At 38.3% G+C, this 15,630-nt stretch carries 10 protein-coding genes and 4 tRNA genes; 2 read left to right on the forward strand and 12 right to left on the reverse strand.

Going from position 1 to position 15,630, the window contains the following annotated elements; all coding sequences use genetic code 11:
- The first annotated feature begins 156 nt into the window (after positions 1-156).
- A complete protein-coding gene (locus IPP32_07405) occupies positions 157-939 on the forward strand; it encodes a hypothetical protein (protein ID MBL0047905.1) in 783 nt (260 codons plus the stop codon).
- Between the two features lie 157 nt (positions 940-1,096).
- On the opposite strand, the gene IPP32_07410 is transcribed toward IPP32_07405, so the two are convergent.
- The 3 genes from IPP32_07410 to IPP32_07420 form a co-directional block, all read right to left on the reverse strand.
- Entirely contained in the window at positions 1,097-2,725 is a 1,629-nt protein-coding gene (locus IPP32_07410; protein ID MBL0047906.1) for a T9SS type A sorting domain-containing protein, read from the reverse strand.
- Positions 2,726-2,790: 65 nt separating this feature from the next.
- Positions 2,791-3,642, reverse strand: coding sequence for a hydroxymethylglutaryl-CoA lyase (locus tag IPP32_07415; protein MBL0047907.1), 852 nt, complete (start codon positions 3,640-3,642; stop codon positions 2,791-2,793).
- Entirely contained in the window at positions 3,639-4,682 is a 1,044-nt protein-coding gene (locus IPP32_07420; GenBank protein ID MBL0047908.1) for a quinone-dependent dihydroorotate dehydrogenase, read from the reverse strand. The genes IPP32_07415 and IPP32_07420 overlap by 4 nt, the downstream gene beginning before the upstream one ends.
- 210 nt (positions 4,683-4,892) lie before the next feature.
- Between IPP32_07420 and clpB the strand changes: the two genes are divergently transcribed.
- Positions 4,893-7,520: an ATP-dependent chaperone ClpB gene (gene clpB / locus IPP32_07425; GenBank protein MBL0047909.1), complete on the forward strand. Its 2,628-nt coding sequence runs from the start codon at positions 4,893-4,895 to the stop codon at positions 7,518-7,520.
- A 1,130-nt stretch (positions 7,521-8,650) separates the two neighbouring features.
- Here clpB and IPP32_07430 read toward each other — a convergent pair.
- From IPP32_07430 to IPP32_07470, 9 genes are all read right to left on the reverse strand, one after another.
- Positions 8,651-8,722: transfer RNA gene (locus IPP32_07430), tRNA-Thr, on the reverse strand.
- Between the two features lie 51 nt (positions 8,723-8,773).
- Positions 8,774-8,846: transfer RNA gene (locus tag IPP32_07435), tRNA-Gly, on the reverse strand.
- Positions 8,847-8,929: 83 nt separating this feature from the next.
- A tRNA-Tyr gene (locus IPP32_07440) sits at positions 8,930-9,015 on the reverse strand.
- A gap of 39 nt (positions 9,016-9,054) precedes the next feature.
- Positions 9,055-9,128, reverse strand: a tRNA-Thr gene (locus IPP32_07445).
- A 130-nt stretch (positions 9,129-9,258) separates the two neighbouring features.
- Positions 9,259-9,762 (reverse strand): phenylacetate-CoA oxygenase subunit PaaJ, encoded by a 504-nt coding sequence (paaJ, locus tag IPP32_07450; protein ID MBL0047910.1) that lies wholly within the window; start codon positions 9,760-9,762, stop codon positions 9,259-9,261.
- 18 nt (positions 9,763-9,780) lie between these two features.
- Complete coding sequence (locus IPP32_07455) at positions 9,781-10,449, reverse strand: outer membrane lipoprotein carrier protein LolA (GenBank protein ID MBL0047911.1); 669 nt, start codon at positions 10,447-10,449, stop codon at positions 9,781-9,783.
- A 62-nt stretch (positions 10,450-10,511) separates the two neighbouring features.
- Positions 10,512-13,094 carry a DNA translocase FtsK gene (locus tag IPP32_07460; GenBank protein ID MBL0047912.1) on the reverse strand — a complete coding sequence of 861 codons (2,583 nt, stop codon included), beginning with the start codon at positions 13,092-13,094 and terminating at the stop codon, positions 10,512-10,514.
- A 138-nt stretch (positions 13,095-13,232) separates the two neighbouring features.
- Entirely contained in the window at positions 13,233-14,900 is a 1,668-nt protein-coding gene (locus IPP32_07465) for a S8 family peptidase (GenBank protein MBL0047913.1), read from the reverse strand.
- A gap of 19 nt (positions 14,901-14,919) precedes the next feature.
- Positions 14,920-15,627, reverse strand: a complete 708-nt coding sequence (locus IPP32_07470; GenBank protein MBL0047914.1) for a hypothetical protein — start codon at positions 15,625-15,627, stop codon at positions 14,920-14,922.
- Between the last annotated feature and the right edge of the window lie 3 nt (positions 15,628-15,630).

Here is a 15,630-nt window from a genome sequence, read left to right on the forward strand (position 1 = left end):
AGTGAAATGTTAGCTACTGGCCTATTGTTTTGTGGAAGCGCCATCAAAACTATCTAAATTTGTGAAATATGCAGTTTTTCTGCCTGCAATAACGGTACTTGTGGAGAACTTTAGCCGGAAGTATGCGTTAAAGGTTCAAGTATTTTAACTATATAAATGAATCACAAAGCAAGTTTGAGTTTTTTAAGTGGGGCTGTGTTGACGCTTTTGCTTTTTCATGCCATTTCAACCGGTCAAGCACAAGGTTTTTTTCCGGATGCAACCTTTTCAAAACCTTTATTACCCACACCTTCGGGAAAGATAAAATTTAGAGAGGATTGGTTGTATAAATTTACTAACGGAAAAATGACCCCACTCGGCATCAAAATCGGCTACGATCGTTATGATTCGTTGGGTTTGAAGGTTGAAGAGGCAAACTACGATTTAAAAGGGAATCCCTTGTTGGAAGTTACCTATACTTATGATGAATGGGGGAGAGAGGCCCAATGTTTAGGCTATCGAGAAAGTAAAATATTTTACCGAAAATGGGCTTATGATTTTATTGATTCTTCAAAATGCCTCGAAAAACGGGTATTTAATAATGCAAGTAAGGAAAAATGGATTTATAGATTTGATGCTGCCGGAAATATTGTCGAAGAAATCAATTACAACGCAAATGGCGAATTAAATTACCGCTATGTGATAAAGTATACCACTTTTAATAAACCGGCCGAAATTGTTGAATTAAGCGGCAATGGTACCCTTTATGAAAAATGGATATACCTCTACAACAAAAGAAATCAAAATATTGAAGTCATGCAGTTTAATGCCAGCGAGGAGCTTTTCAAAAAGTACCTCAATACATTTGACGAGTACGGCAATCAAAAGGAAATAATGACGGTGGATAAAAACGGAATTGAAATAGAACGGACTGTATCGGAATACCAGTTTTTTAAATAGCACTTTACAATAAACTAATTTTTGAGTATTGAGGTTGGTTGCTGCTGACTTTTCGCATTTCTACTTTATGTGCTAAAACTTCGAACTATAGTTACTACACTATTTGGCTTCTTACACTTATATCAGCCATCCTTATTTAGTATTATTCCTTAAACTACTAGAACTTAATGAATGAATGGTTGAAATAAAAATCCTTACTACATATGCTAATAATATAAAATCCGGGAGAAAGTTGTTGCAAATTTATTTTGGCTGGGAAAGTAACATTCTTGCTCAAAAGTATTGCCCCTAGTGGGCTTCTAATGCTATAGGAGAATTTCTCATTTAAAGATTTTAAATCTAAATTTTCAATTACCAAATTATCTGTGACAGGATTGGGATAAAGAATTATTTTCCCCCCTTTTAAATAATCCGATTTATGAAAAGACGAAGTAGTTTGATCAAAGATTAATTTGCAAACTATGGCTGAATCTTGTACTAATTCATTCGTATCACTTACACTACCAATCAAAAATAAATTCTTGTCGATTCTTTCCATGTCCCATATTACAGAGGAAATCGGATCTTGAAAATTACTTTTCAATACCCCTGACGTATCGATGATTTGTGCAAACATTCCCCAACTCGACTGAGAAAAAACCCCTGTTCCTGAAATAGCGATCGAACTATCATTCATTAAGCATCCACTCACTATTCCATCTTGGCCTTGATTTGTTGGAGAATAAATGTATTCCCATTTTAATGTTCCGTTTTTACTAAATTTTGTAATGAACCCATTTGAATATGAAAATGAAGAATCAATGCTTCCCAAAACATAACAATTTTCAGTGTCAAAAAATATCTTTTTTGGAAATTCATCTTTTCCCGTAACAGGGCTGTTTCTGTATATGGTAAACCATTTTTGGGTTCCGGAAGTATCAAATTGAACTAAGGCACAATCATAGCCGCTATTTGTTCCAACTCCTGTAGTTGTTGTCGCAATAAATACCTTTGATGAATCATCAATGCCAATAACGCTAGGCAACATATGGTGATAATTTCCTCCTATGATTGGGTTTTGAAATAGTTGATTCCCTAAAGAGTCTAACTTTACAATACTTCCTGTAGTGGAAGGAGGACAACAATTACTAATAAACGTTAGATAAGCATTTCCGAGATTATCATGAACAATCGAACTTGCCCTTGTCATGTATGAATTGGTATCAATATGCACCCAGTTAAGATTTCCAGTTAAAGAGTATTGTGCTATAATGGCTTTATTAAAAGTGCCAGAGGAGTCAATAAAACCAGAGAGAGATATAAAGCTATTTTTAAAAATTGCCGCATTTAGGAAATAGCAATTAAATCCTTGCATTGCTCCATATTTCTTTTCCCAAATAAAATTACCTTGTGAGTCATATTTAATAAGAAAACCTACTTCGATCGGAGTATTAGGATTAACAGTCAAAACTCCAACTAAGTATATATTATTTAAACTATCTATTAATAATTGTTGCACACCATATCCTCCTTGTGGAAGCCCAAATCCAATGATCTCACTCCAACTAGTATTTCCAAGTGTGTCAATTTTTTTTAAGAATAAATTTGAGTATGTTGAACCCCAAGTAGAACTTGAAGATTCTTGGCCACATATAATAATATTATTATCGCTATCCTTAATAATTTTTTTACCTGCTGAATTAGGGTATTTGTTGATCCATTCCAAACTAAGCGTAGGCTGAGCAAGCACCCCAACAACTGAAAGAAAAAGCAAAAGGAATAAATATTTACTAATCGTAGCCTTCATGATGCAAATTGTACTAGCTAAAAATTGTGATTTTGTTGCTTTAATGAACAGCTATAAATAATATGCTAGACCGCCGGAAATACGCTATTTGCAAGCTGATAGCTCGACAATAAATTTGCTTCATCCAAATTCAAATTTATTTTTTCGGACTTAAAAAAATCAATCAAACTCTCAGTTGCTAAGTTCCCTACCAGGTCGTCATTGGCCATAGGGCATCCGCCAAATCCGTGGATGGCCACATCAAAACGCTTACACCCACTTTCGTATGCTGCTTTAATTTTTTCGGCTCTTGCTTGTGGGGTGGAATGCAAATGAGCTCCAAATTCAATTTCTTTAAAACGTGGGATAAGTTTGGTAAAAAGATAACGTATCGAATCTGGTGTGCTCACGCCAACGGTATCGGCAAGCGCAATAATTTTTATTCCCAATTGACTGAGTTTTGTTGTCCATTGTATGGCTACCTCGCTGCTCCAATCATCTCCATAAGGGTTTCCAAAAGCCATCGAAATATAAATCACCAATTCTTTATTGTTGCGCACACACAGGTTTTGAATTTCCTCCACGCGGCCGAGCGATTCTTCAATGCTGGAATTAGTATTACGTTGCTGAAACGTTTCAGATATGGAAAATGGAAATCCAAGGTAATTAATTTCATCAAACTCTACAGCATCCTGAGCACCTCGCACGTTGGCAACAATGGCAAGCAATTTTGACTTTGTGTTGCTGAGCTCTAAGCCATTCAAAACCTCCGTTGTATCGCGCAACTGAGGTATGGCTTTGGGAGATACAAAACTTCCAAAGTCAATAGTATCGAACCCCACTTTTAGCAAGGAGTTGATGTACTCAATTTTTTTTTGCGTGGGAATAAACTCATGTATTCCTTGCATTGCGTCGCGCGGGCATTCAATTATTTTCATTGCTTAAAATCGTGTTTCAAAATTCGTTTATTTATTGCTCGAATCAAAGCGGGGCCTTCATAAATAAAACCGGTGTATAGCTGCACCAAACTTGCACCCGCTTCCAGTTTTTCGATAGCATCGTTGGCGCTGTGTATTCCGCCCACAGCAACAATAGGGAAGGCGTGCTTGCTCTTTTCGGCCAGGTAACGTATTACCTCCGTAGCTCTTTTTGTAAGTGGTTTTCCGCTTAATCCGCCGGCGCCAATTTGTTCGATGTAGGTGGAATCACTTAACAAGTTACTGCGCTCAATTGTTGTATTGGTGGCAATAATTCCATCAATTTTTGTGACTTGAACAATTTCTACGATTTCATCCAATTGTTCATTGCTGAGGTCAGGAGCAATTTTTAGCAGGATGGGCTTGGGTTGCCGTTTTTGGGCATTGAGTTTTTTTAAGTGAAAAAGTAGGGCGCTTAGTGGTTCCTTGTCTTGCAGTGCCCGCAAACCGGGTGTATTGGGAGAGCTCACATTCACTACAAAATAATCCACTACAGCATGCAAACTGTTAAAACACTTTTCATAATCATCGGCCGCATTTTCGTTGGTAGTAATTTTATTTTTTCCGATGTTGCCACCCACAATTACCTTGGATTTTCGACGTTTTAAGCGCGCTGCAGCCGCATCTGCACCATTGTTATTAAAGCCCATTCGATTAATTAAAGCACTGTCTTTTGGAAGTCGAAACATGCGTGGTTTATCATTGCCCGGTTGAGCTAATGGAGTTACAGTACCTATTTCAATGGCTCCAAATCCAAAGCAGGACAGCTCATCCATTAATTTAGCATCCTTATCAAAACCGGCAGCTAAACCAACCGGGTTAGGGAATTTAATTCCAAATAAGGTACGTTCTAAACGCTTATCTTCGATGAGGTAAAAAGCTTTAACCAAGGAAGAAACAAAAGGGATTTTAAATGCAAGTTTTAAAAAGCGAAACACAAAATGATGAATTGCTTCGGGTGCAAATAGAAAAAATACAGGGCGTATGAGTTTTTTATACATAAAATTTTTACCTGACGAAATGCGCTGTATTCCTTTATTTACAAGACAAATAGTCGCTATTTTTGAGAATTGTACGTCAAAATTACTTAATTACTTACAATAAATAGGTGGGAATGTTTTTTGACAAGAAGGTTAAGCAATTAAAACACTAACACAGATGCTTCATGTAGAGCTGTATTGCTTTATATTGCTATCTATAAATTTCCGAAAATGAACTTAAAAAATTTTACAATTAAATCTCAGGAGGCAATACAAGAGGCCCAAAACCTCGCTATTGCTAACGATCAGCAAGCAATTGAAAATGGCCATTTGCTGAAAGGAATATTAAAGGTGGATGAAAATGTTACACCTTACATCTTAAAAAAATTAAATGTCAATTCCCCCAATTTTATAAAAGCGCTGGATAAGGTGGTGGAATCTTATCCGAAGGTAACAGGGGCAAGCCCTTATTTATCCAACACTGCCAATCAAGCTATTGTAAAGGCAAGTAACTTTTTAAAAGAGTTTAAGGATGAATTTGTTTCCATTGAACATTTGTTACTCGGAATCCTATCCACAAAAGATACAATTTCACAACTGATGAAAGATAGTGGCATTTCGGAGAAAGACTTAAAAGCAGCAATAGTGGATTTGCGAAAAGGGGCCACCTCAAATTCGGCTAGTGCTGATGAAACCTACAATTCGCTAAATAAGTATGCGATTAATTTAAATGAACAGGTTCGAAAAGGTAAGCTGGATCCGGTTATTGGAAGAGATGAGGAAATTAGAAGAGTGCTGCAAATTCTTACCCGAAGAACCAAGAATAATCCAATTTTAATTGGTGAGCCGGGAGTTGGTAAAACAGCTATTGCCGAAGGATTAGCGCACCGTATTGTGAATGGCGATGTGCCTGAAAATCTTAAATCGAAGCTGATTTATTCGCTCGATATGGGAGCTTTAATTGCCGGTGCAAAATACAAAGGAGAGTTTGAAGAGCGCTTGAAATCCGTAATCAAAGAAGTGATTGCAGCCGAAGGGGAAATTGTTCTTTTTATTGATGAGATTCATACGCTGGTAGGTGCCGGTGGGGGTGAAGGAGCGATGGATGCTGCGAATATTCTGAAACCAGCCTTGGCGCGTGGAGAGCTCAGAGCAATTGGTGCCACCACTTTAAATGAGTATCAGAAATATTTCGAAAAAGATAAGGCACTCGAACGTCGTTTCCAAAAAGTAATGGTGGAAGAGCCAAGTGCTGAGGATGCTATTTCCATCCTTCGCGGGATAAAAGAAAAATATGAAACACACCATAAAGTGCGTATCAAAGACGAGGCAATTATTTCGGCTGTGGAGCTTTCGCAGCGATATATAAACGAGCGATTCCTTCCCGATAAGGCGATTGACTTAATGGATGAAGCCGCTTCGAAATTGCGCATGGAAATTAATTCGATGCCGGTGGAGTTGGATGAATTGGAGCGAAAAATACGTCAATTGGAAATTGAACGCGAGGCCATTAAACGTGAGAACGACACACGAAAATTGGAAGGATTGGGAAAGGAGATTGCAGAGCTAAGCGATCAGCGAAATTCCTTAAAAGCCAAGTGGCAAAGTGAAAAGGAAATTGTGGAAGGCATACAAAAAGTTAAGGAAGAAATAGAGCACCTTAAATTTGAAGCAGAGCAAGCAGAGCGAAATGGCGATTATGGGAAAGTGGCTGAAATTCGCTATGGTAAAATAAAAGATGCGGAAGCAAAAGTAACTGCATCAATGGCAAAATTGGATGAGTTAAAGGCAAATGGTTCACCCATGATTAAAGAAGAAGTGGATAGCCAGGATATAGCCGATGTGGTATCCCGTTGGACGGGAATTCCGGTAACACGCATGTTGCAAAGTGAACGTGAAAAATTACTGCACTTAGAAGATGAGTTGCACCAGCGTGTGGTTGGGCAAGACGAAGCCATTGAAGCAATTGCCGATGCAATACGCAGAAGCAGAGCCGGCATGCAAGATCCGCGCAAGCCAATTGGATCGTTTATTTTTTTGGGAACCACAGGTGTTGGAAAAACAGAGTTAGCAAAAGCATTGGCCGATTTTCTGTTCAATAATGAACATTCCATGACACGCATCGACATGAGTGAGTACCAGGAGCGTCATTCGGTATCGCGCTTGGTGGGGGCTCCTCCGGGATATGTGGGATATGAAGAAGGCGGACAATTGACCGAGGCAGTACGCAGAAAACCCTACAGTGTAATTTTGTTAGATGAGATTGAAAAGGCGCATCCTGATGTATTTAATATTTTGTTGCAAGTGTTGGATGATGGTCGATTGACGGACAATAAGGGCAGAGTGGTGAATTTTAAAAACACGATTATCATCATGACCAGCAACATGGGTTCGCACATTATTCAGGAAAATTTTGAAGGTATGAATGAAGGCAATAAGGATAAGATACTTTCTAAAACTAGGCTCGAGGTGTTTGAGTTACTGAAGAAAAGTATTCGCCCCGAATTCTTGAACAGAATTGATGAAACCATAATGTTTACGCCGCTTTCGCGTGAAGATGTGAAGCAAATTGTAAAAATTCAGTTTGGATTATTGGCTAAAACCTTAGCAGAGAATAATATAAAAATTGAAGCCACCGAAGAGGCAATTGATTGGTTGGCACAATTGGGATATGATCCTCAGTTTGGAGCACGACCGGTGAAACGCGTTTTGCAGAAACGGGTAGTGAATGAATTGAGCAAGCAAATATTGGCCGGTAAAGTTCATGCAGATTCCGAAATTATGTTGGATGTGTTTGATGGAGAATTTGTGTTTCGCGGAAAGATTGAGAAGGAATTGAAGAAGCAGAAAGTGAAATAATAGCAATCAACGAAGCGCCTCAAGACATTTGTGGCGCTTCATTTTTGCACTATTAAATCGCAGTTAATTGTAGTTTTTTTAAGCAAGCAATCCCACCTTTTTATTCTTATAATTGCCCCAATTCAGCAGTTCTTTAGTTGACAATCTCTAAAATTCTTTAGTGGTACTAATGAGCCACATGAAATAATTCATGCAAAATAGCTAATTCAATGTCGGCTACTGGGGCATTTATTAGCTCGCGGGGAGTAAATTGCTCTTACTCTAGGCTGAGAAAATAAATTCCTTCCGGTTTATAAAACTTTTATTTACGGCCCATTGTTTAATTTCTATGAAAAATAAATTTACATTTCTATTTAGTATTGTCAAGTTAAAAACGTGACTTATTTATAAGGCATAAGACTTGTAAGTCATGCGCCAGCGAGGGTTTTGTGATCCAATTAATTTGTCCTCCTGAACGAAGTGAAGGAGCTCTTTAACAATTATAAATTGGTCTGATCTTTATTTTGAAGCAGATAATTCGCAACTGGCTTGAGATTTCGACTTTGATTAAAGAATCGAAATTCATCGAGGTTGAAGAGTTGCTTCGCATAGCTCAGCAAGACATAATTCGCAACTGGCTTGAGATTTCGACTTTGATCTAAGCTTCGAAATTCATCGAGTTGAAGAGTTGCTTCGCATAGCTCAGCAAGACAGATGGTTCTGGAGCTTCGAATAGTTCAGTAAGTTAGGTGGTTCTTTATTCTTTGAAAAAAAGCTTGAGCTGTTGACTGGAATTGAACCCGTGACCTCTTCTCCGCCTGCGGCGGATGCTCTACCCCAGAGCATCAAAAAAAATTGTAGTATGTGGTTAGGAAAAACGTGAAATTTTTAGGAAAATTCTTGAGCTGTTGACGGGAATTGAACCCGTGACCTCTTCTCCGCCTGCGGCGGATGCTCTACCCCAGAGCAACAAAAAAAATTGTAGTATGTGGTGCGGAAAAACGTGAAATTTTTAGGAAAATTCTTGAGCTGTTGACGGGAATTGAACCCGTGACCTCTTCTCCGCCTGCGGCGGATGCTCTACCCCAGAGCATCAAAAAAAATTGTAGTATGTGGTGCGGAAAAACGTAAAATTTTTAGGAAAATTCTTGAGCTGTTGACGGGAATTGAACCCGTGACCTCTTCCTTACCAAGGAAGTGCTCTACCCCTGAGCTACAACAGCTTGTTAAGAAGAGATTAAGAAATGCGATATGAAAATCGCATTTCTTAAAAGAGCGGAAGACCGGGCTCGAACCGGCCACCCTCAGCTTGGAAGGCTGATGCTCTACCAAATGAGCTACTTCCGCTTGTAATTTTTTTAGGATTTCGGAATCAAAGATAGGAATTGAATCCTAAATTGAAATCCCATTTCCTCCATCTTAATTCCCATTGGTGGGGAGAGAAGGATTCGAACCTTCGAAGCAATTAAGCAACAGATTTACAGTCTGTCCCATTTGGCCACTCTGGTATCTCCCCTTCTAAAATTAATTACACTATTTAAAGAACAAAATTTAGAGCCGATGGAGGGATTCGAACCCCCGACCAGCTGATTACAAATCAGCTGCTCTGGCCAACTGAGCTACATCGGCATACCTTAATTTTAGGCGATTCAGACAAAATTTTGAAGCTGTCTTTACTTGCTTTTTCTAAAAAGGACTGCAAATGTAGAAAACTAAAAATGATATGCAAAAAAAAGTTGTTTTTCTTGTGTGTTTTTTTCTAAATACACTTAAAATAGTCGAAAGGTTCTTTACAGGAAAGGCAGCGGTATAGTGCTTTACAGGCTGTTGAACCAAATTGACTAATCATCTCACTTTGTTCGGAACCGCATTGGGGACAAGCTACTTTTTTTGTTTTACCAAGAATTGAATTTTTATCTACTGAAGTTTTTTCAGGTGGGGCAATGCCGTATTTTCGAAGCTTTTCATTTGCTTCTTTACTTAACCAATCAGTTGTCCAGGCTGGACTTAAGGTTGTTTTGATCGTAATTTTTTCAAACCCTTCCTTGTGCAGCAATACCTTAATTTCGTCTTCAATTGCGCGCATGGCAGGGCATCCGCTATATGTTGGTGTGATGGTAATTGTAATTTCAGTTGCACTTATTATTTCTACTTCTCTTAAAATGCCCAAATCTACAATACTAATTACCGGAATTTCAGGATCCGGTATAGTAGCAAGTAACTGCCAAATAAGTTGGTTGGAACTAAGCGCTTCGGTTTTCATTCGCGTATGAAATACTAATTATTGTGTTAAATCAATTTCTTCATATCCGGGAAAACTCTTGATGTTGTAGGCAAATACCGAATCATCAACCTTGCTGTCGGCAATAAATTTTTTCACATTGTAGGTCATGTCGTTTCCGTCTTTTCCAAGTATTTTTATTGCAACAATCTGTTTTTTTGTTTTGTCAATCGTAAGCATAACCGTGTGGAAATTTCGCTTTTTTGCTTCTGTTGGGAAGAGCTTAATAATTTGATAAACGGCACCGGTGCTTTGTTTCTCTTCTTTTACAAACTGGTATTTAAATCCATTTTCGTACATCGTAAAAATGTTACTGGGGTTAATGTCATCACCATTTTTGCCGCCAGCTACAGCAGCCGTATTTTTTTGAATCTCCTTTGCGTCTTTTAATATGGTGTAGCTAAATTTAGTATCGTTAATGATGGTTTGATTTGCAATTTCTAAACGGTACTTTTTGCCTTTAATTGTTATTTTTCCTTCTTGCGTTTCACTGGTTTTCTCGGTTTTGTTTTCGATGGTGTAGGAGAAGTTAGCAATAATTGTAGTGAATGCCTTTGTTTTTGCGCTTAGTTCATCTAATATTTTTTTTGCTTTTTCATCAATTTGAGCGGATGCAATAAGGGTATTAGCCAGTAAAATGGCGGTTAGGATTAAGTGATTTTTTTTCATGTTTGAAAATTAAAAAATAGTAGGTGTTGTGCGCTGAAGGTATAATTCTTTTCAGCGCAAATTTACGGATTCAATAATTGTTCCAAACTATTTTCGTCGCGAATTAATACCTGTCTGGCTTTACTTCCTTCAAATGGTCCAATTACGCCAGCCGACTCTAATTGATCGATTATTCGGCCTGCGCGATTATAACCCAGCTTCAAGCGCCTTTGAATTAAAGATGTACTGCCTTGTTGATGTTGTACTATTATTTTAGCTGCTTCAGCAAAAAGGGCATCGCGTTCGGATGGATCAAAATCTTCTGTTCCACCTTGTGCCGTTTCATCAATGTATTCCGGCAGTAAAAATGCATCCGGGTAACCGCGCTGAGAGCCAATAAATTCAGTAATCTTATCCACTTCAGGTGTATCCACAAAAGCACATTGTATGCGTATTAAATCATTACCTGTACTTAACAACATGTCACCTCTACCAATTAATTGATCAGCTCCACCGGAATCCAAAATAGTGCGGGAGTCAATTTTGGAACTTACTCTAAACGCTATGCGAGCAGGGAAGTTGGCTTTAATTGTTCCGGTAATGATATTTACGGATGGCCTTTGAGTTGCAATAATTAAGTGAATTCCAATGGCACGGGCAAGTTGTGCCAAACGCGCAATGGGTGTTTCCACCTCTTTACCTGCCGTCATAATTAAATCTGCAAACTCATCCACTACAAGCACAATATAAGGCAAGAACTTATGACCATTGGTCGGCAGGAGTTTCCGTGAAATAAATTTTGCATTGTATTCTTTAAGGTTTCGAACCGCAGCATCTTTCAACAAATCGTAACGCTGATCCATCTCGATGCACAAGGAATTTAGCGTATTAATAACTTTTTTAGTATCGGTAATGATGGATTCAGCAGAATCTGGCAGCTTAGCCAAGTAGTGTCGTTCAATAGTATTGAATAGCGTTAACTCAACTTTCTTAGGATCAACCAATACAAACTTAAGTTGCGAAGGATGCTTCTTATAAAGCAAAGAAACCAATATGGCATTTAATCCAACTGATTTCCCTTGTCCGGTTGCTCCCGCCATGAGTAAGTGTGGCATCTTTGCCAAATCGGTTATAAAAATATCGTTGCTGATGGTTTTACCCAAGGCAATTGGTAAATCGAACGTGCTATTTTTAAATTTATCCGAATCAATGATGGAGCGCATGGAAACCGTTTCGGGTTTTTGATTTGGAACTTCAATTCCAATGGTGCCTTTACCCGGAATAGGCGCAATGATGCGGATTCCAAGAGCCGAAAGACTTAATGCAATGTCATCTTCCAGGTTTTTAATTTTTGAAATTCGAACTCCGGCTGCAGGGATAATTTCATATAAAGTTACCGTTGGGCCAATGGTAGCTTTTATCTTTTCGATCTCGATGCTGTAATTTTTAAGTGTTTCGAGAATTTTGTTTTTATTGGCTTGAAGCTCTTCATTGTTGATGGTTATGGTATCACTTCCATGTTTCTCGAGCAATTCAACCGGTGGAAACTGAAAAGAAGAAAGCTCCAAAGTAGGGTCATAATCTTCTAATGGAAGCTCGGCGATGATTGATTCGGCGGTGATTTCATCCTCAAGTGGAGCTGTTTTTTCTTCTACCACAAATGGAATTTCATCCGCTTTGATTTGCGGTTCCGGAACAATTACCTCCATGGTTAAATCCGCTATTTTGGCCGTTTGAGAAGGAGTTTCAATATCTAAATCAAGAAAATCTTTGTTGGGTGTTTCCTTTACTTCAGGAATCATATTTGTGGTAGCAAAAACAAATTCTGTTTCTTTTACTGCGGTGGCTTTTTTGTTTTTGATGCGCTCTACAATGTTTTTATGCACATTGGTTTCTGGAGTTTCAATGATTTCAAAGCCTTGTGCATCTTCGTTTTTAGCTTTAATTTCTTCTTTTTCAGGAATCGTTTCCGCTTCTTTCCCAGCCTCTGCTTTTTTCATCATAGCTATTGGCAAATAATTTCCAACAATTAAAAATACCATCGCGGCAGCAACAATAAAAATGGCAGCACCAATAGTTCCCAATATCCCACTTAGCCATAGATTGCTAAAGTATCCGAAACTTCCGCCCATAAAAAGCAAGTCAGGATTTTTAAATACAAAGGCCATCGCCACCGATATCCAGAGCAAAGCAAAGAAAGAGATACGCAAGGATTTACGCATGGGAAGAATGCGCTTCTTAAGCATAATTCTTGTCCCAATCAGAAAAAACACAAAGCAAAAAATGAAGGAAGCAATCCCAAACCAATTGTAAATAAACTGGTGCGAAACAATTGCACCCATTTTACCTAACCAGTTTTCAACCTGTAATTGATTGTCACCAAGCAGTGCCCACCAAGAACCCAATACTTTGTCTTGGTCGTTTTGCCAAGTAAAAATATAAGAAACTTGAGCAATGAAAAGATAGAGCGAGAACACCAGAAAAACCAGGCCGGTAACTTTATGCGTGCGCTCATCCCGCAAAAAGCGGACAACGGCAGAGAATGATTTTTTTTGCGGTTCACTTTCCACTTGCTCCTTTTTTACCTTTTTCGGCTTCTTTACCTCAGCGCTGGGTTCTGCTTCAACCGGCTGATTTTTAAGCACTTTTTCTTTTACTTCTGCCATTTCAATTTATTCAATATTAACAGAATAAAATTGACTATTTTTTTTGTTTTAGCTGTTGCTTTTCAAATTTGTTTTCAACAGCTAAAACTTAATAAGTAACGTAAAAAGTTAGGCGAATATTAGGCGAGTGGAAGGATTTTATTTTCTCATTACTTTTTGCTCAAAACTACCTAAGGTGCTTTTGGCACGCAGCAGATAAAAGCCAGGGGAAAGTTGTTTGTTGATATCGAGTTTTATATAGCTCAAATTATGGTGATACGTTTTTTCTTCAGACGCAAAGACCTTTCTTCCCGAAACATCAAATAGTTCCACTTGTAACATTTCATTTTGATCAGCTAAGTAAAGAAACCCTAGGTCTTCACTAAATGGATTTGGAAATACTTTTTGCAATCCATAGTTGGATTTACTGTTAACTTGAATTCCGGAAATTAAAATGTTGGCAAGGTTAAAATTGGGTATTCCATAACCCTTTAAACTGTCGGGTGTTAAGTATTGACTTGCACTTTGTTGAATGGCATCAATAATTTCGAGGTAATTTTTTGTTGGATTTGCTTGACGTAAACAAGCCACCATTCCTGCAGTAACGGGTGAGGCAAATGAAGTACCGCTGCCACCGCCAATAGTGCCACCCGGATAAGCCACAATGGTTCCTGAACCTTGTGCCGCAACATTTGGTTTTACACGCCCATCAGATGCAGGGCCAGTGGAACTGAAACCAACATAATTTCCACCTCCGTCAACTGCACCAATGGCAAGAATGCTATCGGCATCGGCAGGCGAGCTGATGTAATGAAAAAAGCTGCTGCCTTCGTTTCCGGCAGCAACAACTACCACAATTCCTTTGCTCGCACAACGTGACGCGGCTTTAGCGCTAATGTTGGTATGACCATTTTGATCCGCATAAGTGTGATTTAATGCAGCATTATCAAATGTGGTATATCCTAAGGATGAGTTTATCACATCTGCACCCACGCTATCCGCATACTCCACACCCGAAAGCCAATTAAATTCTTCGATAGGGTTTTCAGATAACACATCTTCGGTTCGGATAAGGTAATAACTAGCTTTAGGTGCAGTACCGATAAATGTTCCCGGAATATTTGCCCCCATTGTACTCAATACAGAGGTTCCGTGGCTATTAAATCCATACACCGAAGTACCACCATCCACAAAATTGCGTGTACCAAGAATTTGATTTCCTGCCCTTAAGCTGTCAAATACAACCATATTATCGACATCGGTAAATCCTGCATCCAACACAGCAATCACCATTCCTTGACCTTGAAATCCCAAATCATGAAGCAGGTTTCCGCCTAACATTTGAATTTGATTTTCGGCCATACCATAGCTTAGACTTGCGGTTCGATTCGCAGATTCAACGAGGGTGGGTAATTTTGCTTCAAAATCGAATTTAGTTATGGGTTCATCTTTTTTAAGATTAGCACTTCTGTTAAGCACATTTGTTCCAAGCACAAAAGGCAGTGCTTTAATTGCATTTACTTTATTAGTATCGCTTGTTTGAATAGAAATGGCATTAAACCATTTAGAACGATTTAGAACAGTTACTCCCAAAGCTTCCACCTGACTTATATAGGATGCATTTACAGGTAAATCATCCAGTTGAATTGGAATGTTTTGAGTAATTCTGCGTTGAATTGCTCTGGGAGATAAATATGCAGAAGGGGTTGTAATCGAATAAGGGCTGCCATTTTTATCTGCAAAATAAACAACATATTTATCACTCTGTGCCTTGCTAAATAAGCTAATTGAGAGAAATAAACCGGCAAGTAAAAGTCTTAGTTTCATTGTATTGTTGGGTTATTAATTATTGTTTACCAAATGCAATTATTTTGTAGGTACAGTCGGACCCGGCGTCAATACGTTCCGAAAGTGGTTTAGGTTCTATGCTGGTGCTTTTGTCTTGCACATCTACAAAGCGTTTGTAAATCATACCTACATTTTTTGCATAAATTTCAACCTGGTATTTTTTTTCTATCAAATTGGAATCAAGAATTTGATTTACAGTTAGTGTTGAATCGAAATTAATTTTATTTACTGTCTTTTTTACATCCACCGTTTTGTATTCATATTCATAGTTTCCAATTGGATTAAATGCATTGCCATTCCATTTTTGGTTCACTTCTACAGGAAAAATGAGTTTAACAAAGCGCACATTTTCTTCCACTTTTTCGGCTTTCGTGGAAGTTCGGGTTTGATACCAAACGTCTCTCAGTATCCAGGGCAAAGAATCGTTTTTTCGCACGTAACGCTCCAAGCGATCACTTTCTCGGCCTTCGTTATCGGTAAAATGGGATTGAACCAGTTCTTTGATTTGAAAGTGAGCAGTGTCAATTTTTACCGGATTAAAAAAATCATTGTACGAAATAGAATCAACCTGATAAATTACGTAACGCCCTATTTCAGTTGGAAAATAAGTATAGCCTAAATCCACTGCTTCTGCTTTTTTTTCCTTTTTACAGGCAAGCGATAAAAGCAGCATCAAAACTAGAAATGGTGCAAGTACTTTTTTCATGTT

Source organism: Bacteroidota bacterium (genome assembly GCA_016721765.1).
Taxonomy (GTDB): Bacteria; Bacteroidota; Bacteroidia; order UBA4408; family UBA4408; genus UBA4408.